Origin of the sequence: Mesorhizobium kowhaii (assembly GCF_042431665.1) — a bacterium.
Classification (GTDB): domain Bacteria; phylum Pseudomonadota; class Alphaproteobacteria; order Rhizobiales; family Rhizobiaceae; genus Mesorhizobium; species Mesorhizobium kowhaii.
Window position 1 is genome coordinate 168120 of the sequence record NZ_JBHLYT010000052.1, and the last position, 25821, is coordinate 193940.

Consider the following 25821-nt stretch of genomic DNA (forward strand, 5'->3'; position numbering starts at 1 on the left):
CCGCAACCAAATAGTTTTCGCCGGATCGGCAAATTCCATTCATCTGTCCAATCGGTGGCGTCCGTGGTCGGCCATGCCCTTGGCATTGCTCTCCGCGAGTTTCGATCGCAGCCATCCGGCAAACGCGTCAAGCACCGGATGCGTCGCCTTGGCGTGTTCGGAGACGAGGAAGTAGGAGCGCGGCGATTTGATCGCGATGTCGAAGGGACGCACGAGCCTGCCTTCGGCCAGTGCCTTGCCGCTGGTCAGTTCGTCGCCCATGGCCATGCCCTGGCCGGCGATCGCGGCCGAGAAGACAAGATTCATGTCGGAAAAGAAGATACCGCCTTCCGGGTCGGGGTTCTCGACCTTGGACAGCGCCAGCCAGCGGGCCCAGTCCTCGGTGTCGCCGAGATGCAGGAGATTGGCGCGCAGCACATCGGCGGGCTTGGAGAATCCGCCGACCTTGTTGAGGAGCGTCGGACTGCAGAGCGGTGTAAAGGAAATCTCGCACAACAGTTCGGCGGCCCGGTTCGGCCAATTGCCAACGCCAAAGGCGATGAAGGCATCGGCGTCGGCGTTGCTGACATCATCCAGCCGCCGCGGCGTCAGGATGCGCAGCGCGACGTCCGGGTACATCTGCCTGAACTCGCCGATATGGGTGCACAGGAACAGCGAGGCAAAGCCCGGCGTGCAGCTGATGCTGAACGAGCCGCCGACACCGGTGCCGGCATGGCGCGTCACCGCATCGCCCAGCACGGTCAGCGCCTTGCGCACGTCGCTGGCGTAGCGCTGGCCCCGTGGCGTCAGTGCCACGCCCTTGCCGATGCGTTCGAGCAGATCGAAGCCAAGGTCGCGTTCAAGCAGGCGCAGTTGATGGCTCACCGCGCTCCGGGTCAGGTGCAGTTCGTCGGCGGCGCGCCAGACGCTGCCGTGGCGAGCGAAGCTGTCGAGCGCGCGCAGCGCTTGGGTGGATGGTATGCGCAAGAGGCCTCAGGTGAACCGAATTTGCATGAGCCGGGAAAACATATCACTTTTTGGCGAACCGCTTCACTGCTTTGTTCTCGTCCATGGAGAAACCGGTGGCCACCTCGGCGCAAGCAACCGCCCTTGCCTGTCTCGACGACATCCAGCCGTTGCTGTCGGCGTGGACACGCACCATTTTCGACTTCGGCGAGACCGCATGGCGCGAATATCAATCCGCCGCCTGGTACGTGGAGCGGCTGAAGCGCGAAGGCTTTTCCGTCGAAGAAGGTTCCGGCGGCATGCCGACCGCCTTCTGTGCCCATTGGACCAACGGTCCCGGCCCGACCATCGGCATGTACGCCGAATACGACGCGGTACCGGGCAATTGCCAGGATGCTGCGACGGTCAAGCGTCCGCGCCCAGGCCTCTCCGAACATGCCGGTGGTCATACCGACCCGCATTCCGGGCTGGGCATTTCGAGCCTCGGCGGGCTGCTGGCGACCAAGGCGGCGATGCAGCGCCACGGCATATCAGGCACACTGCGCTTTACCGGCGAGCCGGCGGAAAAGGTGCGCGGGTCAAAGCCGATCCATGCCGCCAAGGGCTATTATGACGGCCTTGCCGGCATGATCTCCTTCCATCCATTCTACATGCTGCCGCTCTGCAACACAGCACGCTGGGACACGCATTGCGGCGCGGCTTACGCGATGATCTATCGCTTCATCTGCGACCAACCGGAGCGCTGGGCGCGGGCGGCCACCGGCGCAGCGCCCATTCCGCAGGCGCATTCGGCGGTGCGCGCGCCCGGCGCCAACGACGCGCTCATGATGATGTACATGGCGTCCAAGGCGCTGCGCGATTCCATGCTGCCGCACCAGGGCGGCTGGTCGATCAGCGAGGCGATCCTCACGGCCGGCCAGGCGACCGCCGACAATCTGCCGGCGGGGCTGGCCGAGATCCAGTACATGATCCGCGTGCCGACGCTGGCGATGGCCGAGCAGGTCACCGCCGTGCTCGACCGCAACGCCGAGGCCGCTGCCGGCATGAGCGGCTGCCGCCATGAGCGGCATTGGGTGTCGAAGTCGCGGCCGGGGCTGGCCAATCACGCCATGGCCGAAATCGCCTATGAAGCGCTGTCGACCGTCGGGCCGCCGCGCTGGGACGAGGACGCCAAGGCAATCGCGCGCTACATACAGGTCAATGCCGGGCGCATGGCGAGTGACGAGCCGTTCATCGAAGAACTGGAGCGCCTGATCGAGCCGCAGGCGGCGGAAGCGATCCTGCGCCGTGATCTGCCGCCCTCGCAGGTGAATTCGACCTCCGACGACTACACCGACATGAGCTGGCATACGCCGACTGCGCGCTTCTATGTCGCCCGCCCGGCGCTACGCTCGGAAACCGGCTACCCCTATCCGTCATGGGTAATGAATGCGCTGGGCGGCATTCCTGCCACCATCGACCCGATGGTCATCTGCGCGTCGAAGACCATCGCGCTCGCCGCCCTTCGCCTGCTGGAGGACCAGACGGCCCGCGATGCGGCGATGAATGAATTCGTCGCCCGCACCGGCGGTGGAATCGGCGGCTCGAACTGGATCGCGCCGCTCTGCGACTACGAACCGCCGATTGGATTTCGTTGGCCGGAATATGTCACCACCCCGCGCGGACCGGACTGGTGCATACCGGGCAATCCCAAAGCCACATGATCAACCAAGTTGCCTCACGAGGAGAACCCCATGACCGTTCACGACCGCATCGTCGCCGAGCCGTTTTCGCTGCAGCGCCGCAACCCGGCCGGCGGCACCAAGCCGCTAACCGCCTGGGGTTTTGCCAACGAGACCGATGTCTTGACCGACGTGCTGCTTGGCTCGCCCAATTTCCTGCGGCATTTGTCGACCAGCTCGCTGTCGCGCAAGCATCTGCGCGAGGCGCCTTGCAACGTCCAGATCGCGCAGGCGCAGCACAAGGACCTGGTCGCCGCCTACGAGCATTTCGGCGTCAACATCCACTGGCACGAGTCGACACCGGAACTGCCGATGCAGGTCTATTCCCGCGATTCCAGTGTCATGACGCCTTACGGCGCCTTCATCACCGCGATGGCCAACTGGTGGCGGCGCGGCGAGAACTACGCCGCCATCCGCACCTACGAAAAACTCGGCATCCCGATCTACGACATGGTCACGGCAGGCACTTTCGAGGGCGGCGACTTCAACGTCATCGAGGATGGCGTCGTATTGATCGGCTGCGGCGGCGCTCGCACGCAGGAGGAAGGCGCCCGGCAGGTGCAGGCCTGGTTCGACAAGGAAGGTTGGGAAACCCGCATCGCCTTCATCGACGAGTATTATGTCCATATCGACCTGATGGTGGTGCCGATCGCCGAAAAACTCACCGCTGTCTGCCTCGCCTGCACCGAACCCGGCATTGTCGACTGGCTGAAGGGCAAGGGGCACGAGATCATCGACGTGCCGTTCCAGGATACGATGGCGCTCGGCTGCAACTTCATGTCGCTGGGCAAGGACCGGGTGATCGCGCCGACCTCCAGCCAGACGCTGATCGGGCAGCTCAGGGCGCGCGGTTTCGAGGTCGCGGCGGTCGACATGAGCGAGATCTCGAAGACCGGCGGCGGCATCCACTGCATGGCCCAGGCGTTGAAGCGCGAACCGGCCTGAGGGCAGCGGTTGGCGGGGCACCAACTATCCCACGTTGACTGACAAAATCGGCGCGCGGCTTTACGCTGCGCCCGTCATCTCAGCGTATCGTCTGAGCCCCATCCCGGCGAAAAAGATGACCATCAGGATGGTGAAGGCGATGAGCAGGCCGATGCGGAAGAACTTCGCTAGCGGCGAGATCTTGACGTTTGCAAGCTGCTTGAACGGAACGCCACTCGGTTTCGTCGCCGCCAGGCCAAGCCAGAAAATGCAGGTGATGACAAAGAGCACACCAATATAAGAATCCATCCAGTCCGGCACTCTCATCAATCCGAAATTGAACGCGAATGCTCGGCTCACGGACAGGAACAGCAAGGAGGATATGGAGCAGATAAAAAACAGGCGTTTCATACTACTTTCTTTCGCTGCAATTTTTAGCTCACCAAACATATAATTTGCCTTGATTGAAGAAACGTTATGTCTGCTTGCCTTCAACAATTTACCTTTCTCTGGGCGCGCGACAGAGTTGCCTTTCACGCTTGCCCCCTGCCCTTGCGCCAACAAACCTTGCAGCTGTGTCCTCGCTGCCCTTGTGAGCGTCCACAAAATGGATGAATAGTCGGGACAGGGCGCCGCCCTGAAATTGCCGGCTTGCGGTTTTCAGGTCACGCCACAGCCGAGCCGGATTTCCGAATGGCCAGTCCTGAACCGCGCAAGAGAAGAGGTCCGATCGCCGCCTGGCTGCTGGCGCTCGACGCATGGCTCGATTCCTCGCTCTACGAGATCGGTTTCAAGGCACGGCAGTTCTGGGAAGCCGCGACGATCTTCTCGCGGCGCTTCCGGGTCAACGGCTGGCGCCGTGGCATCATCGAACTGTTGAGCGAAGGTTTTACCCTGGGCGCCGGCGGCATTGTGGTGATGCTGGCGCTGGCCATTCCGGCTTTCCAGGATACGGCTGGCGACTGGCGCGCGCAGGGCGACTTCGCCGTCACCTTCCTCGACCGCTACGGCAACGAGATCGGCCAGCGCGGCATCATCCAGCGCGATTCGGTGCCGGTCGACGAAATGCCCGATCACGTCATCAAGGCGGTGCTCGCCACCGAGGATCGCCGCTTCTTCGATCACTACGGCATCGACGTGCTTGGCCTTTCACGTGCTATCTTCGAGAATGTACGGGCCAATTCCGTCGTCCAGGGCGGCTCCAGCATCACCCAGCAACTGGCCAAGAACCTGTTCCTCACCAATGAGCGCACACTGGAGCGCAAGATCAAGGAAGCCTTCCTGTCGCTGTGGCTCGAGGCCAATCTGTCGAAGAAGGAAATCCTGCAGCTCTATCTCGACCGCGCCTATATGGGCGGCGGCACGTTCGGCATCGAGGCGGCCGCCGACTTCTATTTCGGCAAGAGCGTCAAGGACCTGAACCTCGCCGAGGCGGCGATGCTGGCCGGTCTGTTCAAGGCGCCGACCAAATATGCGCCGCACATCAACCTGCCGGCGGCGCGCGCGCGCGCCAATGTGGTGCTGTCCAACCTTGTCGACGCCGGTTTCATGACCGAGGGTCAGGTCCTGCAGGCAAGGCTGCACCCTGCCGATGTCGTCGATCGCGGCGAACAGAAAAGCCCGGATTATTACCTCGACTGGGCGTTCGACGAGGTCAAGAAGATCGCCAAGCCGGGCCAGCACTCGCTTGTCGCTCACACCACCTTCGACGCCAACATCCAGAAGGCGGCGGAAGAATCGGTCGAATTCCACCTGCGCCAGTTCGGCAAGGAGTATAACGTCACCGAGGGTGCTGTCGTCGTCATCGAGACCAACGGCGCCGTCAGAGCCATCGTCGGCGGCCGCGACTATGGCGCCAGCCAGTTCAACCGCGCCACCAAGGCGCTGCGCCAGACCGGTTCGTCGTTCAAGCCCTATGTCTATGCAACGGCGATGGAGCACGGCTTCACGCCCGACTCCATCATTTCCGGTGGCCCGATCAGCTGGGGCACCTGGTCGCCGCACAATTACAGCGGTGGATCGGCGGGCAACGTCACGCTGATCGTGGCGATGGCCAAGTCGATCAACACCGTGCCGGTGCGACTGGCCAAGGACTATCTCGGCATCCCGCCGATCAAGGCAATGGCCGAGGCGATGGGCGTGGAATCGCCGCTCGAAGCGCACAAGACGATGGTGCTTGGCACCTCCGGCATGACCGTGATGGATCAGGCAACGGGCTACAGCGTGTTCGCCCAGGACGGCTTCGTCGGCTCCCGGCACGGCATCACGCAACTCGTCACCCGCACCGGCGAGGTGGTTTATGATTTCGCCAAGGATGCGCCACCGCCGCACCGGGTGCTGTCCGAGCAGGCGCTCAAATCCATGAACACCATGCTGGCGGCGGTGCCGGTGATGGGCACGGCGCGCCGTGCGCAAATTCCCAACATCGTCGTCGCCGGCAAGACCGGCACGACGCAATCCTACCGCGACGCCTGGTTTGTCGGTTTCACCGGCAACTACACGGCGGCCGTGTGGCTGGGCAACGATGATTTCACGCCGACCAAGAACATGACAGGCGGCTCGCTGCCGGCGATGGTTTGGCAGCGTCTCATGGTCTATGCCCATCAAAACATTGACCTCAAGCCGATCCCCGGCATCGACAAACCTTTCGTCGACGAAGAGATCGCAGCCAAGGCCGGGGAAGCGCAGAAGAAGAGCGACGAACAGGCGGCAGCCGATGCCGCGGCCGAACGGCCGCCGGTGTTGTCCAGCCGGACCACGCAGACGTTGAGGGACATGACCAAGCAGTTCCAGTCAGCGCCAGCCCTCGATCCGCCTCAACCGCCGGAAACGCTGTCGGTATTGTGATTCTTTCCGACTGGCCTGATCGGGCAAATCCATCGGCCCGCTTGCCACAGGACCCCACGCCGCGATATCCCCGAGCGGCAACTCTTCGTGTCCCCGGCCCTTCATGCTCAAGAATGCACTCCTGACGCTGCTTTCGCTTGTCATAGCCATCGGCGGCGGTGGCGGCAGCGTCTGGTATGCGCTGAAGGCCCAGGATGGTGTCGGCGCCATCCGGATCGGCCAATGGACGGCCTTTCCCGATATCGGCACGCCAGCCGCCGACCCCTATTCGAAGGCCCGCGTGGCACGCGAGGGCGTGCTTGCGCTCGGCCGAGCCGAAGGGCTGTCCTTCGTCGCCGAGCGCGACAGCGGCGGGGGCGAACTCAAGCGCGAATGCACCTACACGATCGAAGGTGGATTTCCGACGGCACGGTTCTGGACGCTCTATGCCGCCGATCAGTCGCTCGGCGTGGTCGAAACCGGCAAACCACGGCTTGCGGCGCTGCAATCCTACGGGGTGGTACGACAACCCGACAATTCTGTCATCATTTCCGCCAGCGATCACCCGATGCCGGGCAACTGGCTGCTGACCGGCGGCTTCGGCAGGATGTATTTCGTGCTGACATTCTACGACACGCCGATCGCCAGCAGCACCGGCCTGTCTGACGTTTCGCTGCCGCGGATCCTGAAGGTCGGCTGCAATGCGTAGCTCTTATGCGACGTTGCGCAAGCTTCTGCATGCTGTCCTGCTCGGCTTGCTCGGCGCCGGCATCGTCCACATCGTCGTGCTGCTTCTGGTGCCTGAATTTTCCGAACGCGACGCCTGGTCACGGCTGTCCACGGCCTCGGACCTCTACAGGATGACCCGCCTCGATGCCGAGGCCGGTGGCGCGCCAGTGGTGAAATCCGTCGACCCGTTGTTTTACGCCACGGCATGCCGGTTCGACCTGGGCGAAGGACTGGTCCGCATCAAGGCGCCGGGACATGTGCCGTTCTGGTCGGTGTCGGTCTATGACCGCAGCGGCCACAACATCTATTCCTTCAACGACCACACCGCGAACGACGGCGTGCTGGATGCCGTCGTGCTGACACCGGCGCAGATGATCGACGTGCGCAAGGATCTTCCCGAGGATCTTCAGGGAGCAATCTTTGTCGAGGCGCCGATCGAGGAAGGCATCTTCGTCATCCGCACCTTCGTGCCCGATGACAGCTGGAAGCCGATCGTATCAAGCTTCCTCGAAAAGAGTTCCTGCGAGTTGCAGGACTTCTAGACATGATCTCGGACCAATGGTCCGCGGCTGCCTAAACTCAGTGGTGCGGCGCCGGCGGCGTCCGTGGTGATCCCGGCTTGTCGGGATCACCCGGCCGCACTTCGCCGGCGTGAGATCGCTCATAGCGGATGCCGGGAAAGATGATCACCGCCGCCGGAATTTCGGCGGTTTGCTTTGTCCGATTGCTTGGTGCCGTACGCGGCACGAAAGACAGTACCATGCCCATGATTCGCGCATTCCTCTCGGTTTCCCCGGAGCACAACGCAACGCCTCCAAATATCATTAAGGACGGCAGAGGGTTAACGGAGCGCTAACGGATCGTCGCTAACTTGATCTTTGTCTAGAGGTCAGGACGTTCTGACCCGAGGCAAACGCGAAACCGACACAGTCCCGGTGAGCGTGGTTGAGATTGTGTCGAGTACGGGCGTATCCTTCGTGTCATCTTCGGACTTCAGGCAAATCGCGGTACGGACGGACTCGGGAAAGGCTGAAAGGCTGTTCCGCGCCGCGGTGTCGGCGTTCTGCTCGCTCACCCGCCCGTCACGCCGCGAGATCGGCCAGCTCGAAGACCTGACGCTTCCGCTGTTCGACAATGTGTCCGTCGAGTCGCGCCGTTACGTGGCAGCCGCCCTGTCCGAATGCGAATATGCCCCCGCCGCATTGGTGCGCCGCCTTTGCGAGGAACCGGTCGACATTGCCGCGCCCCTGCTCATCCGCTCCCGCGCGGTCAGCGACATCGACCTCATCGCGCTGATCGGGCGGCACGGCCTGCCGCATGCACGCGCCATTGCGCGCCGCAAGGACTTGAACCCGACCATCGCCGATCTGATCAGGGCGCTCGAAAGGCCAACCCTGGTACGGGTGCGGGAGCCGGACGCGAACCCCATCACAGCGGACAAGATTGCACCGGTGAGCACGGAAGCCGCCTCCGAAGAGCCCGCGAGAGAACGAGCGGCCGGCATTGCCGCCGAAAATGCACGGCGCAGGCTGCGCTCCATGATGCGCACCGGCGACGAGGCCGCGGCGACCGATCCTTTCACGGGCGCGGACACCTATGTCAAACTGCGCGAGACGGCGCTGACCGGAAACGCGGCGTTCTTCCAGACCGCGCTCGCCGATGCGCTCGATATCGATTTCTCGATCGCGCGATCGCTCACCGCCAACCAGAATTATGCCTCGCTGCTTGCAGCACTTCGCTCGCTCGACCTCAATGAGGACCGGGCGTTCCTGATCACGGTTGCGGTCTATCCCAGCCAGTTCCCGCATCCGCAGGCCATCCGCACCTTCCTCGACCGCTACCGCCTGCTGCATCGCGATGCGGCTCAAGACAAGGTGCGGCTCTGGAAAGCCGAGACCCTTTCAAAAGTGGTTCGCGACGCGGCACCTGCAAACAGCGATGCCCGCACGGTATCGAACAGCGACGATGCGGCGGCTTCGTCCGGCCTCAGGGCGTCTTCACGGAAATAAGCTCCTCGACGGAGACGGCACCGGCCTCGATCTCGACCACCCAGATGTCGGGATCGAATTTCTTTTCCCGTTCCAGCCGCGCTTCGAGCACGGCGGCATCATCGCCGGCGCCGAGAAGGCTGAAGAAGCGATCGTCGGGCTTCGCCGAATCGTAGCTTGTCTGCGGTGCCGGCCCGAACAGGGCAATGTCTCCCGACCTGCCTCGCGCCAGCACGAAGACAGCGCCGGCTTCGGTGGCGCCGCGCTTGACCACGGCGGCAAATCCGCCGGCGCCAAAAACCCGGCGCAACAGGGCCGAGACCCACAGATCCGATGTGACGCGCATGAGAGAACTCCGCTAATGCATGTCGCCCAAAAGTGGTCCCGGCTTTGGGACAACGACATGCATGAAAACAAAGCCTAAAGCGCGTCGCATGATTCCGTTGCGGGCGCGACGCGCTTTAGGCACGCGGGCTATCTATCGATATTTCCGCCGCTCGGCGAGCCGTCGTCTCAGCCCTCAGTTGGTCAGGCCGATCTCGCGCATCTTGACGTAAACGAGCTCATCGGGCTCGCCAGTCTGCGGCAGTCCGAACAGCGACTGGAATTCCTTGATCGCCGCCTTGGTGCGCGTGCCGACGACGCCGTCCAACTGCATGTCGTCATTGCCGAATGCCTTGAGCCCGGCCTGGATCTTCACGATGCGGGCGTCGGGTCCCTGCGTCGGGGTAGTCTGGTCGGCATTCGCCTGCCCGGAATTCGTCTGCAACGACACCGGAACGGCGGCCGGCATATCCGGGCGCGGCTGCGGTTTCGGTATGACGGCCGCGGTTTTCGGCGTTGCGCCCAATTGGTCCAGCAGAAGCGCGTCGATCTCGCCGGACGCGTCGAGCCCGACCTTCTGCTGATAGGCCTGGATGGCCTTGCGCGTGTTGGGCCCGGAAATGCCATCGACCGTTCCGGAGTAGAAATCGAGATCCTTCAGAATGCCCTGCACCTGCTCGACCACCGGATCGCCCTTGATCGGTGCCGGCGCGCCGGATGGCCGCACGATGTTGAACGTCGTCTCCGGTTCGTCGGACGCCGTGTGCGGAAAGCCCTGGATGCTGCGGGTCGCGAAGAACGCGCCGGCATGCGGGAAAGGCTGGTACCACAAGGCATTGGCGGAAACGTAAAACAGCGTCACCAGGAATGCCGTCGACCCGCCCACCAGGACGGGATTGCGCGAGATCATGCCGCCGACGGCGACGGCGCCGTCCTGAAAGGCACTGCTGCGGCGCTTGACCGCCTTAGGCTGTTTTGCGGAGCGAGCCATTTCTGTCCCCTTTCGCCATGGCCACCGGCATCGTCAGCACTCCGGCCTTCTCCGCCTGATGTCCCTTCGGTCCGTTCACCGGCAGGCTGATGGTCACCGTGGTGCCCTCACCCGGCATGCTTTCGATGGACATCGTGCCTTCGTGCAGCGCCACCAGGCCCTTGACCAGCGAAAGGCCGAGGCCAGTCCCCTCGAACCGGCGCGTATAGTCGTTCTGGATCTGCATGAAGGGCTTGCCGAGATTGGCAAAATCCTCCTCGGCGATGCCGATGCCGGTGTCCCTGACCCAGAAATGCAGACGCGAACCGATCCGCTTGGCGCCGACGACCACATCGCCGCCATCGGGGGTGAACTTGATCGCATTGGAGACCAGGTTTATGAGCATCTGCTGCACGGCACGCCGATCGGCATTGATGTCGCCGGCGTCCGGCGCGATCTGCGTCTGCAGATCGATGTTCTTCGCCTGCGCCTGCAGCCGCAGCATGGACTGGCACATGTCGACCGCTTCCACGAACCGGAACGGCTCCGGTTCGGTCGCATAGACGCCCGACTCGATCCGGGACACGTCGAGTATCGAGGTCACGACGGCCAGCAGATGCTGGCCCGAATCCCTCACCAGGCCGACGTACTCCTTCTGGCGCGGATCCTTGAAAGCGCCGAACATCTCGTGCAGCAGCATGTCCGAGAAGCCGATGATGGCATTCAACGGCGTGCGCAGTTCATGGCTGACCACCGCCAGGAAGCGCCCCTTGGCCACCTCGGCGGATGCGGCCGCCTCATTGGCCGCCGCGAGATTTTCGCGCAGCCGGGCAATGTCGTCATTCTCGCGCAGGACAAGCGTGAAGACGTCGCCCTGTTCTTCACCTCGCACCAGATCGAGCGAGAACGGCCGATAATTGTCGGCTGACTGGCCGTGGCCGTTCTGGGGCAGCCGGATGCGCAATTCGAGCCGGCGCGACAGCGCGCCATCGCGCATGTCGGCCAGTGCGCTGAGATAGGAGACACGATCCGACAGATGGACGCGATCGAAGAAGCCGTTTCCGGACAGCAGTTCGGGCGGCAGCTTCAAAAGCGTGCGCGCCTTTGCCGAAGCGTCCAGAACCTCGCCATGGCGGGCGACGCGCAAGACCACCGCATCGATGATGTCTTCAAGACGGTCGGCCGTGTCGGCGACATCGGCCGCACCGGTCGTGTTTTGAAACGCCGACGCGCGTGGGATCAGCGTGAGCGCCCAGGCCAACGGCACCAGCCAGTGCCATGCCGCAATCTGCGCTCCGGCGAACGGGAACAGAATTCCGGCCAGAGGCTGAGCCAGGATGGCGACAGCGGCCGACACGGCTCCCCACAGTGCCGCACGCCGCGAGGCGCCGATCCACCAGGCTTCGAACGGCAGCGCCACAACGAGCATGGCGACAGGAGAGCTCAGCCCACCGGCGGCGGCGATGAGACTGCCGAGCGCAATACCCGCCATCGCCAGGGCGACCCGAGCAGCCATGGCCATCTTGCCGGTCGCCGCCACCAGCAAGGCGACGAACCAGCACAGGCCAAAGGCCGCGAAGATGGCGGCCACGGTGACGGCGGCGCCCATGCCCGACGTGACCAGCGTGACCGCGGCACCGGCGGCAAAGAAAGGAGCCGCCAGCATGACGCCGATGAAGCGGCGCTGGCGCTCGCGGTCGTTCCGCCCAAGGATGGACGGATGCACCATACGTTCGCAACCAGCTGCCATCGCGCCAGGCAATTCAACGTATCTGGCCTTGATCGAACTCAACTCAACGCACCCGTACTCGTCGTGGACAGCTCTGCTTTTGCAGATTGTTTTGGTTGGCTCTGAAACTCGCATCCAGCGTTTAAGGAATGGATAAGGCAGCGCCGACCAAGACCCGGCCTGCGGCAAATATTGGGATGCCGGCAGCCGAAAGCCCGGGCAAATGCAGCCATAGTAAACGGAGGGTTATCCGCCGCCGGCGCGTATGGGGTGGATCCACGCAGCGCCAGGACTCCCGGGCTTCACGAAAAATGCAGGAAAAGCAGGCAGATAGATGGTTATCCAGCGTTAAGGAAAATCGTTCGGATTTGAAACAAACTGATTGCACAACGGTTCGTTTCGAATTCGCCTAAAATTTGAGGAAAATTCTCGGCGAACCTGCAAGCCGTCCTTTGCGCCTGTGTGCCAACATCCTGCCTACAAAAGAGGTCATGCCATATGGATGCATGATCCGGTCACGACGAGAGGGCAAGGGAATGGTCTTCCTGATAAGAATGGCTTTCTGGTTCTCGCTGGTGCTGCTGGCGCTGCCACTGACTGTCGGTCCCGACGAATCGGGCCGCGAGAGCGTCGGGCCGATCCAAGCCCTGTTTGCAGCGCGTGAGGCGGTTGGCGACATCGCCGGCATTTGCGAACGCAAACCCGACGTCTGCGAAACCGGCAAGTCGGCGATGCACACCATCACCGCCCGCGCCAAGGAGACCGCCAAGATCGCGGCCGCGATGCTGGACGACAAGTCCGCCGCTGGCCCTGACACGTCGACGATGACCGGCAGCGTGCCGGAGGAAATCGTCTTGCCCGAGACAGTCAACCTGCCGGCGCAGAATTAAGCCGTCTCGACGGCGCACCGCGGGCTGTCTGCCCTCTCGACGCCCGCGGTGTCCTTGTTTTTTCCGTGACGCGGCGCTGTCGCGTGACTATATCGTGAGCATGACGACCACGATCCAGACGATCCGCGACGATTTCTCGTTCCTCGAGGAATGGGAAGACCGCTATCGTTACGTCATCGAACTCGGCGAGGCGCTGCCGCCATTTCCGGACGATGAGCGCAACGCGGCCAACAAGGTGCCGGGCTGCGTCAGCCAGGTCTGGTTGACCACCGAACGCGGACCTGGAGCCGATCCGGCCATCACCTTCACCGGCGATTCGGACGCCCATATCGTGCGCGGGCTGGTCGCGATCATGCTGGCGCTGTTTTCCGGCAGGGCCGCCAGCGAGATCCAGAAGACCGACGCGGAAGCAACATTGAAAGAGCTCGGCCTCGACGAACATCTTTCGCCGCAGCGCGCCAACGGCCTTCGCTCCATGGTCAAGCGCATCAAGCGCGACGCCGAGACGGCGCTCAAGCAGACCGCCTGACGACCCGAGCGGTTCATCGTTTCACGGAACGCAAAACCGCTCTATTTCGTTGTTTTGACGCAATTCCCTAAGGGAAAGCGCTACGCGCTTTTCCCGGGAAAACCGTTTCACACTTTTCCTGGAATTGCTCTCGTTGTTTTTGACGCAATTCCGGACGGAAAACCGTTTCACACTTTTCCTGGAATTGCTCTAATCGATCGCCGCGCTGCAGCCCTGTAAAATCAAACGGCGCCCGAAGGCGCCGTTGATGTCGATCCGATCTGGCGAGCAGTGATTACCGCGCCTTGCGCTTGCGACCGAGACCCATCTTCTTGGCAAGCTGGGACCGCGCAGCGGCATAGTTGGGAGCAACCATCGGATAGGTCGGGTCGAGGTTCCACTTTTCGCGGTACTGATCTGGCGTCAGGTCGTAGTGGGTCATCAGATGACGCTTTAGCGACTTGAACTTCTTACCGTCTTCGAGGCAAACAATGTAGTCGTCATGAACCGAGCGCTTCGGGTTGACTGCCGGCTTTTGCTTGTCGGCAGGCGGTAGTTCGGCGGTTCCGCCCACGCGCCCGAGCGCGGCATGGACATCGGATATCAGGTTCGGCAATTCGCCGACCGGCACGGGATTGTTGCTGACATAGGCGGCCACCACGTCGGCGGTCAATTCGATCAGCGCATCGCTGTTTCTGGAAGGTGTTTCGACAATATCCATGGTCATCAGGCCCCAACAAGAGTTACGTCAGTGTGCGCCCTTTTTTACAGGCAGGGCATCGCGCGAATTTTTTGCAGGTAGAGCTTCTGCGATTCGTATCGCGGGCACATCAATGAGCCTGCTGACCAAGTAAGTCAATTCGCTCTTTGCGCTATATTCAACAATGTTGATCAATTATTCCCGGATTAGCTTCAATCTTTCGTGCATTGTGTAATTTTTCGATATTTCGCCCGCCTACCAGCAACCGCTGACGCAACGTCAGCTCGCTGTTACATTCGCCATAACTCACAAAGCAGGTTTCAATGCTTGATTTTGCTTGGCTATCGCACGGGGCAAGCTTGGTTGCTCACACCTGTCCACAAAACCACAGGTTGCTTGCGCCAAGCGCAACCAACCAGGCGACATGCCTGTCATGCAACCGGCCCGGATCAATCGCTGCCAGGTCAATCAATGCGGCGTGATGTATTTGCCATAGGCCCAGCCGGTGACGAAGTTGCCGTTCTGGGCCGGGTCATGCCAGACTTCGCACCAGCGATAGCGAACCGTCTGTTCCTGCTTCCGCGCCGGCTGATTGGCGATGTCGAGCAGGTTTATCCCGCCGGTGCATCGTCCGGTCATCTGCAGAACGGTTCCGTTCGGATACGCCGCTTGTTTCTGGGATGTGCCCGAGGGGTATTTGCGCACATTGAGCGTGTCGCCGAACGGCACATTGGACACTTGCCAAGCCGCGAATACGGTCGCATGAGACTGGCCGGTAAGAGCCAGAGTTAACGAAGCAACGGCGAAAGCCGCAGCAGTCCGAGAATAAATATCCATCATCTCTCCTCCCGACCCATCTCCTGGAGCCGACACGATGCTTACGTTGCGGCTCTTGAACCCGCCCTGATCGGCGTGTTCATTCGTCATTCAAGATACTTCGCCATTCAAGATACTGGCAAAAGCGAGACGCAATGACCAAGACTTCCGCATTTCCGCACGTCAGCCCGCCAGTGCCCGAGAAACGGCCAGTTTCCGATACGCATCACGGCATCACGCGAACCGACGACTATGCCTGGCTGCGGGCCGACAACTGGCAGGAGATGTTCCGGGATCCGTCATTGCTCGATGCGGGGATCCGCGCCGAGCTCGAGGCGGAGAACGCCTATCAGTCGAAGCTGATGGCCGACACGGCCGAGTTGCAAAAGCAGCTTTTCAAAGAAATGAAGGGCCGCATCAAGGAAGACGATTCCTCGGTGCCAATGAAGGACGGACCCTATGCCTATGGCTCATCCTTCAGGCTTGGCGGCGAGCAACCGCGTTATTTCCGCATGCCGCGCGACGGCGGCGCCGAGCACATCCTGCTCGACGGCGATGCGGAGGCCGCGGGCAAGGCCTATTTCCGTCTTGGCGGCGTCGATCATTCGGCCGACCATCGCAAGCTCTTGTGGGCATTCGACGACAAGGGCTCCGAATTCTACACGCTTCGCGTGCGCGACCTTGACGATGGCAAGGAGCTCGCCGACCAGATTCCCAACACCGGCGGTTCAGGCGTCTGGAACGCCGGCGATGACGGCTTCTTCTACACGCGTCTCGATCCCAACCACCGCCCGTCCAAGGTGCTGTTCCATGCGCTTGGGCAAAGCCCGGAAAGCGATCGGCTGATCTATGAGGAAACCGATCCCGGCTTCTTCATGAATGTCGACGGCACCCGCAACAACGAATGGATCATGATCGCCATCAACGATCACGAGACCTCGGAATACCGCCTGATGCGCGCCAGCGATCCGTTTGCTGAACCGAAACTGGTCTCGCCGCGCGAGATTGGCCTTCAATATGATCTGGAAGAAGGCGGCGACATCTTCTTCATCCTGACCAATGCCGACGGCGCCAAGGATTTCAAGATCATGATGGCGCCGGCGAGCGATCCGGTGCGCGCCAACTGGCAGGAACTGGTGCCGCATGAACCTGGCCGGCTGATCCTGTCGGTGATCGGCTTCAGGGACCACATGGTCCGGCTCGAACGCAAGGAAGGCCTGCCGCGCATCGTCGTGCGCGACCGCACCAGCGGCGAGGAGCATCTTTTGTCCCTCGACGAGGAGGCCTTCTCGCTCGGCCTGTCGGGTTCCTATGAGTACGACACCGAGATCATGCGCTTTTCCTACTCGTCGATGACGACGCCGGCCCAGGTGTTCGACTACAATATGCGCACCCGCGAGCGGGTGCTGCTCAAGACCCAGGAAGTGCCCTCCGGCCATGACCCGGACCAATATGTCACCAGGCGCCTGATGGCGCCCGCCGCCGATGGCGAACTGGTGCCGATCTCACTTCTCCACCACCGCGACACGCCGCTGGATGGATCCGCACCTTGCCTGCTTTACGGCTACGGCTCCTATGGCATCACGGTGCCGGCCGCGTTCAACACCAACTGGTTTTCATTGGTCGACCGCGGCTTCGTCTTTGCCATCGCCCACGTCCGCGGCGGCAAGGACAAGGGCTATGGCTGGTACGATGACGGCAAGCGGGCGCACAAGATGAATACGTTCACGGATTTCATCGCCTGTGCGCGCCACCTTGTTGCCGAGCGCTACACGGCGCATGACCGCATCGTCGCGCAAGGCGGCTCGGCCGGCGGCATGCTGATGGGCGCCATCGCCAACATGGCGCCGGACTGTTTTGGCGGCATCGTCGCCGAGGTGCCCTTCGTCGACGTGCTCACCACCATGCTCGACGCCAGCCTGCCGCTGACGCCGCCGGAATGGCCGGAATGGGGCAACCCGATCGCGTCCGCCGACGATTACCGAACCATCGCCGCCTACTCGCCCTACGACAATGTCGCCGCGCTCGACTATCCGCCGATCCTGGCGCTGGCCGGTCTCACCGATCCGCGCGTCACCTATTGGGAACCGGCCAAATGGGTGGCACGGCTGCGCGACCGCAAGAGCGGCGACAGTCCCGTGCTGTTCAAGATCAACATGGATTCAGGCCACGCCGGCGCTTCCGGTCGGTTTTCGCGACTGGAGGAGATCGCCTATACTTATTCCTTTGCGCTGAAGGTGATGGGCAAGGCGCAGCTTACAGGAGAGATTAGCCAATGATCGATCTGTCCACATTGACAGCCTACATCGCGGTTGTGCTCGGCTTTGTCTTTATTCCAGGCCCAGCCACCCTCCTTACCGTCGCGCGGGCAACGAGTTCCGGAACGAAGGTGGGCATAGCGACCGGTGCCGGGATCGCAGCCGGCGACGTGGTTCACACCATCATGGCCATGGTCGGCATATCGGCGATCATCGCCACTTCGGCGGCGCTGTTCAGCATCGTAAAGTACATCGGCGCAGCCTACCTGGTTTATCTCGGCATTCGCGCGATCATCGAGAAAACACCGGCCAACCCGGCTGCCGGCGCGCTTGCCATCTCCGCCGGCAAAGCGTTTCGACAGGCTATCCTGACCGAAGTGCTCAACCCTAAGACCGCGCTTTTCTTCCTTGCATTCCTGCCTCAGTTCGTGCGGGCTGAAAACGGGTCGGTGATGCTTCAGTTGACCATACTAGGGGTCATCTTCGTCACGCTGGGTCTTCTCAGCACGGTCGTCTTTGCAGTGAGCGCCGGTCGGCTTGGCACTTTCCTGCGCCGAAATCCGAGGGTGCTCAAGTGGCAAGGCAAGATTGTCGGCGGCATCTACTGTGCTTTGGGCGTCCGTCTGGCACTGCAGCAACGCTGACGCGCAGCGAGGTGTCGGCACTGCGCTGCCGGCCGCCCACGGTCATCACTTTTTGATTTGCACATGATCCCGTCCGACGCTTCTGTTCCAGCTATGTGAAGTGGATTTTCCGCTCGCAATTGCAATGGCTGCGCGCTAACCAGTGCGCGGCTTCTCTGAGACCACCACAGCCCCAATCGCGTAAAGGTCCATTATGCTGCTCGTCGACGTCTATCTCGACAAATCGCCCATCCAGGGCATCGGCGTCTTTGCCAAGAACCGCATTCCCCGCGGCACGCGGATCTGGAAGCTGGATCCACGGTTCGACCGGCTCATCAAGGTCGAGACCTATGAGGGCGAGACCGGGCCGGTGAAGAGCTATCTCGACCGCTATTCCTATCCCGACAGGCGCGACCCGAACTACATCGTCTTCGAAGCCGACGATGCGCGCTACATGAACCATGCCGACGAGCCGAATTGCGACGTCTCCTCGCCCGAGGAGACCTTTGCGCTGCGTGACATCGCGCCCGGCGAGGAGCTGACCTGCAACTACAACCATTTCTTCGAGACGGGCTTCGACTTTCTGGGCGACCGCCACCCGCCATCCGACAACTGAGCGCGTCGCGCTTGATGAAAATCCTGTACCGCGCTTCAAGCTATTGTTTTAATGCATGTCGTTGTCCCAAAACCGCTGCGCAGTTCTGGGCGATATGCATTAGTTCGCCTTCTTCTTGCGCGCCGGATAGCCGTTTGGATGCGACGGTATCGCCTTGAGATAGGCGGCGATGGCCGCACGATCCCCTGCGGTCAGTTCGGCCATGTTCCTCTGCACGTCGACCATCGCGCCGCCGACGGAATCGAAATCGGGCGTGAAGCCGGTTTCGAGGTAATTGGCGATGTCGGCTACGGACCAGTTGCCCATGCCGCCCTCGCCTGATGTGACGTTCGGCACGACGCCGCTGCCTTCGGCGGCCACAGCACCCGCCAGCCACTGGTTCTTTTTCGTCCCGCCCGCAAAGTCGCGCGGCGTGTGGCATTCGCCGCAGTGACCCGGCCCTTCGACCAGATAGCGGCCGGCGATCACCGGGGCAGGCGTGCTTTCGGGGAGCGAAACGACCGGCTGATCACTGAGATAAAGCAGTTTCCAAAGGCCGATACCGCGGCGGATGTTGAACGGGAACGTCAGTGAATTGCCAGGCGCTTTGCCGGAGACGGCCGGCAGCGTCTTCAGGAAGGCATAGAGATCGGCAATGTCGGCCGGTTTCATGCGTGCGTAGGACACATAGGGGAACGCCGGATAGAAGTGTTCGCCTGATGGCGACACCCCTTTCAGCATGGCATTGGCGAGGTCTTCGACCGACCATGCGCCGATGCCGTCCTTGGGGTCCTGCGAAATGTTGGGCGGCACGAAAGTACCGAACGGCGTCTTGAGTTCGAGGCCACCCACCAGCTTAAGCCGCGCATCGCCCTGCGAACCCGGCTTTGCATGGCAGGAGGTGCAACCCCCGGCATAGAAAATGCGCTTGCCCCTGGCCGCATCGCCAGGGCCGAGCTTGGCCAGGGCCTCACTGTCGAGCCTCACCGGCGCCGACAGGACCCACCCTGCAACCGCGCCGACGCCGCCCAGAATGACCAGGGCGCCGACGAGTTTTTTCAGCCAGGGCATCGCCCGCTATCAGCCTTTTTTCACCCTGTAGGTCTGGTGGCAGGTGCCGCAATTGGACGCGATGGTGTCAAACTGCGTCTTCAACGTATCGACATCGGCAGGAGCGGCAGCGGCCGCGGCCTTGACGTCGGCGATAAATTTGTCGTTGGCGGCCTTGAAGCCGGCCATGTCTTCCCAGATCTTTGGCGCAGCCGTGGTGTCGCCTGTGTCGCTGCCGGCAGGGAACAACGCGTCGACGTCGACTTTCTCTGCATTCGCTTGCAATGCCTGCAGGGCCGTCAGCACAGCGGCGGCATCATAGGGCTCCTCGCCCTTGACCACCTTCGAAATGCCGCCGACGATCTTTCCACGTTCCTTCATCAGAGCCTGCCGATCGAGGATCGGGTCGGCAAAAGCCGCCGAACCAGCGAGGGCGAGCATTGAGATGGCGATGACAAGCTTTCTCATTCATTTGGCTCCGTGGTGAAGGTATTTTGGGGATGAGGGCGTTTTCGGGACAGGACGTTAACGGATGCAACGGGGGGAATATTCCCTTCGCCTCGGATGATTTTGCTGCGACACAGCAAAAGAAAAGCCCCGGGGATGCCGGGGCTTTTCTGGAGATCGATCAGGACATTAAACTCGTCGCGCCCGAACGGACCCGAACGACTTGGCTTGAGTCCTTGTTTTCGTGCATGTCGTTGTCCCAAAACCGCTGCGCACTTTTGGGCGACATGCATCAGGCCTTTTCGTAGAGCTCTAGCACGTGATCCCAGTTGATCAGGCTGTCGACGAACGCTTCGAGGTATTTCGGCCGGGCGTTACGATAGTCGATGTAATAGGAGTGCTCCCAGACATCGACGCCGAGGATCGGCGACGCGCCATGAACGAGCGGGTTTTCGCCATTCGGCGTCTTCGAGATCGCCAGCTTGCCGTCCTTGACCGATACCCAGGCCCAGCCGGAGCCGAACTGCGTCGTACCCGCGGCGATGAAATCGGCCTTGAACTTGTCGTAGCCGCCGAGATCGCTGTCGACTGCCTTCTGCAGGGCGCCCGGCAATTTGTTGCCGCCGCCGCCCTTCTTCATCCACTTCCAGAAATGGATGTGGTTGTAATGCTGGGCGGCATTGTTGAAGAGGCCGGCATTCTTGCCGAACGACTGCTTGACCACCTCTTCGACCGACAGATCGCCCATGCCGGCTTCTGCGGCGAGCTTGTTGCCGTTGTCGACATAGGCCTTGTGGTGCTTGTCGTGGTGATATTCCAGCGTCTCTTTCGACATGTAAGGCTGCAAGGCCTCATAGTCGTAAGGCAGAGCGGGCAATTCAAAAGCCATGGGTAGTACTCCCTCGTGGAAAAATCCGGTGTCGATACCGGACTAAGATAGGTCTGGATTGAGCTGGAACAACTCCGGAATGACGCGCCGGTTCCCTTTCTAAGCGGGTTGCGGAAAACTGTCACACGGTTTTCCGACAACGAACCGCGCAGCGACAAAAAGTCAGGCCGAACGTGTCAGCCAGCTGACGTCGAATGCGCCCAATCCCAATAGAGCTCGCGCGCCTTCTTGGCCACCGGCCCGGGTTGCAGATTGCGATCCTCGATACGCGTGATCGGCACCACCTTGGAATGGTTTCCGGTCGAAAAGATTTCGTCCGCTTCCAGGAAATCCCGTATCGACAGCGTCCTTTCGGTGGTCTTGAAGCCATACTCGCCAAGCAGCGTCATGGTTCGTGAGCGGGTGATGCCGGACAGGAAGGTGCCGTTCGGCGCCGGCGTCAGCACATGGCCATCCTTGACCAGGAAGATGTTCGAGGTTCCGGTCTCGGCGACGTTGCCCAGCATGTCGAGCACCAGCGCGTTGTCGAACCCGCGCATCTTGGCTTCGAGAATGGCACGGCCGTTGTTGGGGTAAAGGCAGCCGGCCTTGGCGTTGGTCGGCATGGTTTCGATGGTCGGGCGCCGGAACGGCGACACGGTCACCGAAAAGCCGGTCGGCGGGATCATCGGCGATTCATAGAGGCAAAGGCAAAAACGGGTCGAGGCGGGATCGGCCGGCACGCCCATATAGCCGCCATGCTCGGCCCAATACATCGGCCTGATGTAGACGGCTGTCTTGCCATCGAACTTCTTCAACCCGTCCCAGGTCAGTCCGACGATCTTGTCGGCGGTCATTGACGGCTTGAGGCCGAGCGCAATCGCCGAAGAATTCACCCTGGCGGCATGGCGCTCGAGGTCGGGTGCGACACCTTCGAACCAGCGGCCGCCGTCGAACACGCTGGTGCCAAGCCACATGGCGTGGCTGCGCGGTCCCAGAATAGCGACATTGCCCTCGTGCCAATCACCGTCGACGAAAGTCCATGTCGCGGATAGTGCTGCAGCCGCCAGTGTCATCGCGTTGTCCCGTTTCAATCGATCTTGTGTGACGGCCATTGGAAGATGCTTTGGCAGGCGCCGTCAACCAGCATCGCGGAGTTTTGTTGAGGCCAGCGGCGAGTGCGGTGCAATCAAAGCTTGCACCTTCTCGCGCCTCGCCTCAAAACTGTTGCCATGCAATACACCGCCTATGTTTTCGACGCCTATGGCACGCTGTTCGACGTGCATGCCGCCGTGCGCCGTCATGCCGACCAGATTGGACCGGACGGCCAATTGTTGTCCGAAATCTGGCGCGCCAAGCAGCTCGAATATTCCTGGGTGCGCACGCTGATGGGCGCCTATGCCGATTTCTGGCAACTGACCGAACAGGCGCTTGATTTCGCCTTGCGCAAGGTTCCCTCGGCCGACCCCAGCCTCAAGGCGAAATTGCTGGACGCCTACTGGCGGTTGGATTGCTATCCGGAAGTGCCGGCCGTGCTCAAGGCGCTCAAGGCTTCGGGAGCGCGGCTGGCGATCCTTTCCAATGGCTCGCCCGAAATGCTGCAGGCAGCGGTCAAATCGGCCGCGCTCGATCAGGTTCTGGACGACATCTATTCTGTCGATACGGTGCGGCGTTTCAAGACCGATCCGGCGGTCTACGACATGATCACAACCGGCTGGCGCCTCTACCCCAACGCGGTTTCCTTCCAGTCCTCCAATCGCTGGGACATCGCCGGTGCAACCAAATTCGGCTTCCGCACGGTCTGGATCAACCGTTCCAACCAGCCGGAAGAGTATCGGGACTTTCCGCCGGCCCTGATCCTGCCATCGCTCGAAGCGTTGGTACCAGGCAGCTAGGTTGCGAAGCTGTGTCTCTGGCGCCACAGTGGCTGCGCAGTCACAGCTTCGCCTTTGTTTGTCCACGTTCGGGCCAGAATCGGAACCGCCTATCGCGCCGGGTGTTGGTCAGATACCCACGCAGCGGTCGGCGAATTTATGCTTTGTTGCGATTTGAGACCTAAAGAAGGCAACCATGTCCATAACCGAAATCGAATCCTATCGCCTGAGCCGTCGCGGCTTTCTCAACGCCGCTGCATTGGGCGCCGCTTCGATCGCGGTTTCCGCATGCGCCACCACTGGACCGGAACCGGTCGAGCCGCCACCGCCAGCCTATGTCGAGCAGCCGCTGCCCGACTATGCGACGATGTACGCGGCCGTCAGCGATGGCGGCTTCGACCTTCCGGCAATACCGTTCGAGAGGATCGATTCGCAGTTCCTGCGCCAGATCGTTCCCGATCCGACGGGACAGAAGCCCGGTACCATCATCGTCGACACGACCGGCCACCATCTCTATCTCGTGCGCCCTGGCGGCCAGGCGATCCGCTATGGTGTCGGTCTCGGCCGCGCAGGCTTCGAATGGTCCGGTGACGCCGTCGTCCAATGGAAGCAGAAATGGCCGAAATGGACGCCGCCGGATGAAATGGTCGCCCGGCAGCCGGAACTGAAGCCATACAGCGCCGACAATGGCGGCATGCCAGGCGGGCTGAAGAATCCGCTCGGGGCGCGCGCCCTCTACCTCTTCCAAGGCGACGTCGACACGCTCTACCGCCTGCACGGCTCGCCGGAATGGAAGTCAATCGGCAAGTCGGTTTCGTCAGGCTGCGTGCGCCTGATGAACCAGGACATCATCGATCTCTACGACCGCGTGCCTTCGAAGACGCCGGTCATCGTGACCAGCGACGTCAGCCAGCCGATGGTGGCAACGGCCAACCGCCAGGCTATTCCGATCGACGCCGGCGTGCCGGACGGATCGATCCTGCTCGGGCCGGTGAAAGAGATCACCAACTCGATTTTCTGATCTGCGGGGTGCGAGGCGAGGGTTTGCCACCTGCGAGCCTTCAGCTGATCCTCAGCACACCAATATATCGAGTCCGATGCTTCGTGCCGGGCATGGGCTTCTGACGCGTGGCAAACGCCCCGATGACAGCTCTTGGCCCGAAGCGGGCGTTCTATGGCGGCTAGTTGCGCATAGACGTGAGTGCTACGTTCCCAGCAAACCCACGTGACGTCTTTGTAGTCCAGGAGGCATCGTGGCGCGCCCGGAACGAAAGCTTGTGGCGGTTTTGGCAGCGGACGTAGCTGGCTATTCGCGTTTGATGGGGGCCGATGAGGCCGGGACTCTCTTCCATCTAAAGGCACTGCGCGCCGAAGTGATCGATCCAAAGATCGCGCAATTCAGGGGTCGGCTGGTCGGCAGCGCGGGCGACAGTCTGCTGATCGAGTTTCCCAGCGCCGTCGATGCGTTGCAGTTCGCAGTCGAGACGCAAGAACGCATAACGGCACGCAATACGGATATTCCTGAAGACCGGCGCATGGCCTTCAGAATGGGTGTCAACGCCGGCGAGGTTATCCTGGATGAGACGACGATCTACGGTGACTGCGTAAACGTGGCCGCCAGGCTGGAAAAGGTCAGTGAGCCCGGAGGTGTCGTCATTGGACGCAGCGTCTATGATCAAGTGAAGGGAAAGATTCCCTATACGCTCGTCGACCTGGGCGAGCATACGATGAAGAACATTGCTGGGCCCGTGCGTGCCTACCGGGTTCAAACAGAAGAGCGGGATGATCCAGAACCGTCAGCGTCAATTGCTTCAGCGGAGGATTTGCCGCTCCCGTACAAGCCATCGGTGGCGGTGCTTCCTTTCACAAACATGTCGGTGGACCCCGAGCAGGATTATTTCTCGGATGGAATAGCCGAGGACCTCATCACCGAGCTCAGTCGCAGTCAGAGTCTGTTCGTGATCGCGCGCAATTCCTCGTTCGCTTTCAAGGGTCAATCCGTAAACATCACCGACGTCGGAAGGAAGCTCGGTGTACGGTACGTCGTCGAGGGAAGCGTTCGAAAGGCGGCTGCACGCGTCAGGATCACTGCGCAGTTGATAGAAGCGGCCACTGGCAATCACGTCTGGGCCGAGCGCTACGATCGAGACCTCGAGGACCTTTTCGCCGTTCAAGACGAGGTGACAGAGAGGATCGCCTGGGCACTGGTCGGCAAGGTAGGCGCTGCTGAGATCGTTCGGACCAGGCAAACACAAACGAGCCTCAGCGCGTATGACGCGTTCTTGCGCGGCATCGATGCTATGCACCGATTCACCGAGAAGGACACCGTCGCTGGTGTCGAGTTCTTAAAGCTGGCTCTTGGCTGGGAGCCTGATTCGGCGCGGGCGCATGCATGGCTCGCGGACGCCTACGCGACCCTCTCCGTTTTCAGAGCTGACGGAGACATGAAGGCGTTGGCCATGCAGTCGGCCTTGCGAGCTATCGAACTCGGCGACGCCAGCGGACTGGCAGAGGCGGTCGTCGCCGCTCTGCATGGATGGAATGGGGAGTTCGAGGCTGCCAAGACTCATTGGCAACGCGCGCTCGCGATGGCCCCGACAAACCCGAGCGTACTCGTCTGGGTCGGGTACATCTGTCTTTGGAGTGGTCAACTCACGAAGGCCCGCGAGATCGGCGAGCGGCTCAGGCGGCTGAGTCCACTCGAACACCGCGATGTCCACGAGCTACTCGCATTCACTTACTATCTGCTCGGTGAATATGAGGCTTCGCTGGATTCGTTCCGCCGTTGGGACAACAACAATTATGATCGCGGGTTCGCCAATCTGGCTGCGTGTTTGGGACAGCTCGGACGCATCAACGAGGCAATATTGGCTTGGGGCAGGTGCCTCGAGCGCAAGCCTGGTTTCACTCTAGGTGACTACAAGCGCGGCTCTCCATATCGCCGTCAGGAGGACGTGGAGCACTGGCTAGATGGCCTGCGGAAAGCAGGCATTGCGGATTGACGGATGACCGATGAACAATCAGGCGGTTCGTCGG

The 25821-nt window shown here is 61.6% G+C and carries 26 protein-coding genes; 14 read left to right on the forward strand and 12 right to left on the reverse strand.

The annotated features are described in order from the left end of the window. Window positions 1-39 precede the first annotated feature (39 nt). Window positions 40-966 (reverse strand): LysR substrate-binding domain-containing protein, encoded by a 927-nt coding sequence (locus ACFFNA_RS27205; RefSeq protein ID WP_111549112.1) that lies wholly within the window; start codon window positions 964-966, stop codon window positions 40-42. Between the two features lie 83 nt (window positions 967-1049). Between ACFFNA_RS27205 and ACFFNA_RS27210 the strand changes: the two genes are divergently transcribed. Both ACFFNA_RS27210 and ACFFNA_RS27215 read left to right on the forward strand, forming a co-directional pair. Next, window positions 1050-2648, forward strand: a complete 1599-nt coding sequence (locus ACFFNA_RS27210) for a zinc-binding metallopeptidase family protein (protein ID WP_378923041.1) — start codon at window positions 1050-1052, stop codon at window positions 2646-2648. A 30-nt stretch (window positions 2649-2678) separates the two neighbouring features. Then, window positions 2679-3611: a dimethylarginine dimethylaminohydrolase family protein gene (locus tag ACFFNA_RS27215; RefSeq protein ID WP_378923043.1), complete on the forward strand. Its 933-nt coding sequence runs from the start codon at window positions 2679-2681 to the stop codon at window positions 3609-3611. A 60-nt stretch (window positions 3612-3671) separates the two neighbouring features. On the opposite strand, the gene ACFFNA_RS27220 is transcribed toward ACFFNA_RS27215, so the two are convergent. Beyond that, window positions 3672-4127 (reverse strand): hypothetical protein, encoded by a 456-nt coding sequence (locus ACFFNA_RS27220; RefSeq protein ID WP_378923045.1) that lies wholly within the window; start codon window positions 4125-4127, stop codon window positions 3672-3674. A gap of 156 nt (window positions 4128-4283) precedes the next feature. Here ACFFNA_RS27220 and ACFFNA_RS27225 point away from each other — a divergent pair, with 156 nt between their 5' ends. The 3 genes from ACFFNA_RS27225 to ACFFNA_RS27235 all read left to right on the forward strand — a co-directional run bounded on the left by ACFFNA_RS27225 (window position 4284) and on the right by ACFFNA_RS27235 (window position 7687). Next, a complete protein-coding gene (locus ACFFNA_RS27225; protein ID WP_111549109.1) occupies window positions 4284-6437 on the forward strand; it encodes a transglycosylase domain-containing protein in 2154 nt (717 codons plus the stop codon). Window positions 6438-6540: 103 nt separating this feature from the next. Then, window positions 6541-7125 (forward strand): DUF1214 domain-containing protein, encoded by a 585-nt coding sequence (locus ACFFNA_RS27230; protein ID WP_111549108.1) that lies wholly within the window; start codon window positions 6541-6543, stop codon window positions 7123-7125. Continuing rightward, window positions 7118-7687: a DUF1254 domain-containing protein gene (locus ACFFNA_RS27235; RefSeq protein WP_111549107.1), complete on the forward strand. Its 570-nt coding sequence runs from the start codon at window positions 7118-7120 to the stop codon at window positions 7685-7687. The genes ACFFNA_RS27230 and ACFFNA_RS27235 overlap by 8 nt, the downstream gene beginning before the upstream one ends. 37 nt (window positions 7688-7724) lie before the next feature. Here ACFFNA_RS27235 and ACFFNA_RS27240 read toward each other — a convergent pair whose 3' ends face one another. Next, a complete protein-coding gene (locus tag ACFFNA_RS27240; protein ID WP_111549106.1) occupies window positions 7725-7913 on the reverse strand; it encodes a hypothetical protein in 189 nt (62 codons plus the stop codon). Window positions 7914-8122: 209 nt separating this feature from the next. Between ACFFNA_RS27240 and ACFFNA_RS27245 the strand changes: the two genes are divergently transcribed. Beyond that, the gene (locus ACFFNA_RS27245) at window positions 8123-9154 is read left to right on the forward strand and encodes a hypothetical protein (protein ID WP_378923049.1); all 1032 of its coding nucleotides are present in this window, start codon (window positions 8123-8125) and stop codon (window positions 9152-9154) included. Here the strand turns inward: ACFFNA_RS27245 and ACFFNA_RS27250 are convergent. From ACFFNA_RS27250 to ACFFNA_RS27260, 3 genes are all read right to left on the reverse strand, one after another. Further along, window positions 9132-9479 carry a DUF1491 family protein gene (locus ACFFNA_RS27250; protein WP_378923051.1) on the reverse strand — a complete coding sequence of 116 codons (348 nt, stop codon included), beginning with the start codon at window positions 9477-9479 and terminating at the stop codon, window positions 9132-9134. The two genes, ACFFNA_RS27245 and ACFFNA_RS27250, sit on opposite strands and share 23 nt — an antisense overlap. A 174-nt stretch (window positions 9480-9653) precedes the next feature. Then, window positions 9654-10448, reverse strand: coding sequence for a peptidoglycan-binding domain-containing protein (locus tag ACFFNA_RS27255; protein ID WP_111549104.1), 795 nt, complete (start codon window positions 10446-10448; stop codon window positions 9654-9656). Further along, window positions 10423-12156, reverse strand: a complete 1734-nt coding sequence (locus ACFFNA_RS27260; RefSeq protein WP_378923054.1) for an ATP-binding protein — start codon at window positions 12154-12156, stop codon at window positions 10423-10425. Before ACFFNA_RS27260 ends, ACFFNA_RS27255 begins: the two co-directional genes overlap by 26 nt. A 536-nt stretch (window positions 12157-12692) precedes the next feature. Between ACFFNA_RS27260 and ACFFNA_RS27265 the strand changes: the two genes are divergently transcribed. Together ACFFNA_RS27265 and ACFFNA_RS27270 are read left to right on the forward strand one after the other, a co-directional pair. Further along, entirely contained in the window at window positions 12693-13046 is a 354-nt protein-coding gene (locus tag ACFFNA_RS27265) for a DUF5330 domain-containing protein (RefSeq protein ID WP_126068478.1), read from the forward strand. Between the two features lie 100 nt (window positions 13047-13146). Beyond that, window positions 13147-13575 (forward strand): SufE family protein, encoded by a 429-nt coding sequence (locus ACFFNA_RS27270; RefSeq protein ID WP_111549101.1) that lies wholly within the window; start codon window positions 13147-13149, stop codon window positions 13573-13575. A gap of 274 nt (window positions 13576-13849) precedes the next feature. On the opposite strand, the gene ACFFNA_RS27275 is transcribed toward ACFFNA_RS27270, so the two are convergent. Together ACFFNA_RS27275 and ACFFNA_RS27280 are read right to left on the reverse strand one after the other, a co-directional pair. Beyond that, window positions 13850-14275: a Ros/MucR family transcriptional regulator gene (locus tag ACFFNA_RS27275; RefSeq protein WP_111549380.1), complete on the reverse strand. Its 426-nt coding sequence runs from the start codon at window positions 14273-14275 to the stop codon at window positions 13850-13852. 447 nt (window positions 14276-14722) lie between these two features. After that, a complete protein-coding gene (locus ACFFNA_RS27280; RefSeq protein WP_378923093.1) occupies window positions 14723-15091 on the reverse strand; it encodes an SH3 domain-containing protein in 369 nt (122 codons plus the stop codon). Window positions 15092-15225: 134 nt separating this feature from the next. On the opposite strand from ACFFNA_RS27280, the gene ACFFNA_RS27285 reads away from it, so the two are divergent. The 3 genes from ACFFNA_RS27285 to ACFFNA_RS27295 all read left to right on the forward strand — a co-directional run bounded on the left by ACFFNA_RS27285 (window position 15226) and on the right by ACFFNA_RS27295 (window position 18567). Next, window positions 15226-17349, forward strand: a complete 2124-nt coding sequence (locus ACFFNA_RS27285) for a S9 family peptidase (RefSeq protein WP_378923057.1) — start codon at window positions 15226-15228, stop codon at window positions 17347-17349. Continuing rightward, window positions 17346-17972: a LysE family translocator gene (locus ACFFNA_RS27290; RefSeq protein ID WP_378923059.1), complete on the forward strand. Its 627-nt coding sequence runs from the start codon at window positions 17346-17348 to the stop codon at window positions 17970-17972. The genes ACFFNA_RS27285 and ACFFNA_RS27290 overlap by 4 nt, the downstream gene beginning before the upstream one ends. Before the next feature lie 193 nt (window positions 17973-18165). Next, the gene (locus tag ACFFNA_RS27295; RefSeq protein WP_111549098.1) at window positions 18166-18567 is read left to right on the forward strand and encodes an SET domain-containing protein; all 402 of its coding nucleotides are present in this window, start codon (window positions 18166-18168) and stop codon (window positions 18565-18567) included. A gap of 99 nt (window positions 18568-18666) precedes the next feature. Here ACFFNA_RS27295 and ACFFNA_RS27300 read toward each other — a convergent pair whose 3' ends face one another. From ACFFNA_RS27300 to ACFFNA_RS27315, 4 genes are all read right to left on the reverse strand, one after another. Continuing rightward, a complete protein-coding gene (locus ACFFNA_RS27300; RefSeq protein WP_378923060.1) occupies window positions 18667-19617 on the reverse strand; it encodes a cytochrome c in 951 nt (316 codons plus the stop codon). A gap of 9 nt (window positions 19618-19626) precedes the next feature. Further along, window positions 19627-20064: a c-type cytochrome gene (locus ACFFNA_RS27305; protein WP_111549096.1), complete on the reverse strand. Its 438-nt coding sequence runs from the start codon at window positions 20062-20064 to the stop codon at window positions 19627-19629. Between the two features lie 271 nt (window positions 20065-20335). Next, window positions 20336-20932: a superoxide dismutase gene (locus ACFFNA_RS27310; protein ID WP_095089869.1), complete on the reverse strand. Its 597-nt coding sequence runs from the start codon at window positions 20930-20932 to the stop codon at window positions 20336-20338. Window positions 20933-21108: 176 nt separating this feature from the next. Next, window positions 21109-21987 carry a branched-chain amino acid aminotransferase gene (locus ACFFNA_RS27315; RefSeq protein WP_378923063.1) on the reverse strand — a complete coding sequence of 293 codons (879 nt, stop codon included), beginning with the start codon at window positions 21985-21987 and terminating at the stop codon, window positions 21109-21111. Between the two features lie 156 nt (window positions 21988-22143). On the opposite strand from ACFFNA_RS27315, the gene ACFFNA_RS27320 reads away from it, so the two are divergent. The 3 genes from ACFFNA_RS27320 (at window position 22144) to ACFFNA_RS27330 (ending at window position 25787) form a co-directional block, all read left to right on the forward strand. After that, window positions 22144-22806: a haloacid dehalogenase type II gene (locus ACFFNA_RS27320; protein ID WP_378923065.1), complete on the forward strand. Its 663-nt coding sequence runs from the start codon at window positions 22144-22146 to the stop codon at window positions 22804-22806. A gap of 175 nt (window positions 22807-22981) precedes the next feature. Next, window positions 22982-23806, forward strand: a complete 825-nt coding sequence (locus ACFFNA_RS27325) for a L,D-transpeptidase (protein WP_378923067.1) — start codon at window positions 22982-22984, stop codon at window positions 23804-23806. 232 nt (window positions 23807-24038) lie between these two features. Continuing rightward, a complete protein-coding gene (locus ACFFNA_RS27330; RefSeq protein ID WP_378923069.1) occupies window positions 24039-25787 on the forward strand; it encodes an adenylate/guanylate cyclase domain-containing protein in 1749 nt (582 codons plus the stop codon). Window positions 25788-25821 lie beyond the last annotated feature (34 nt).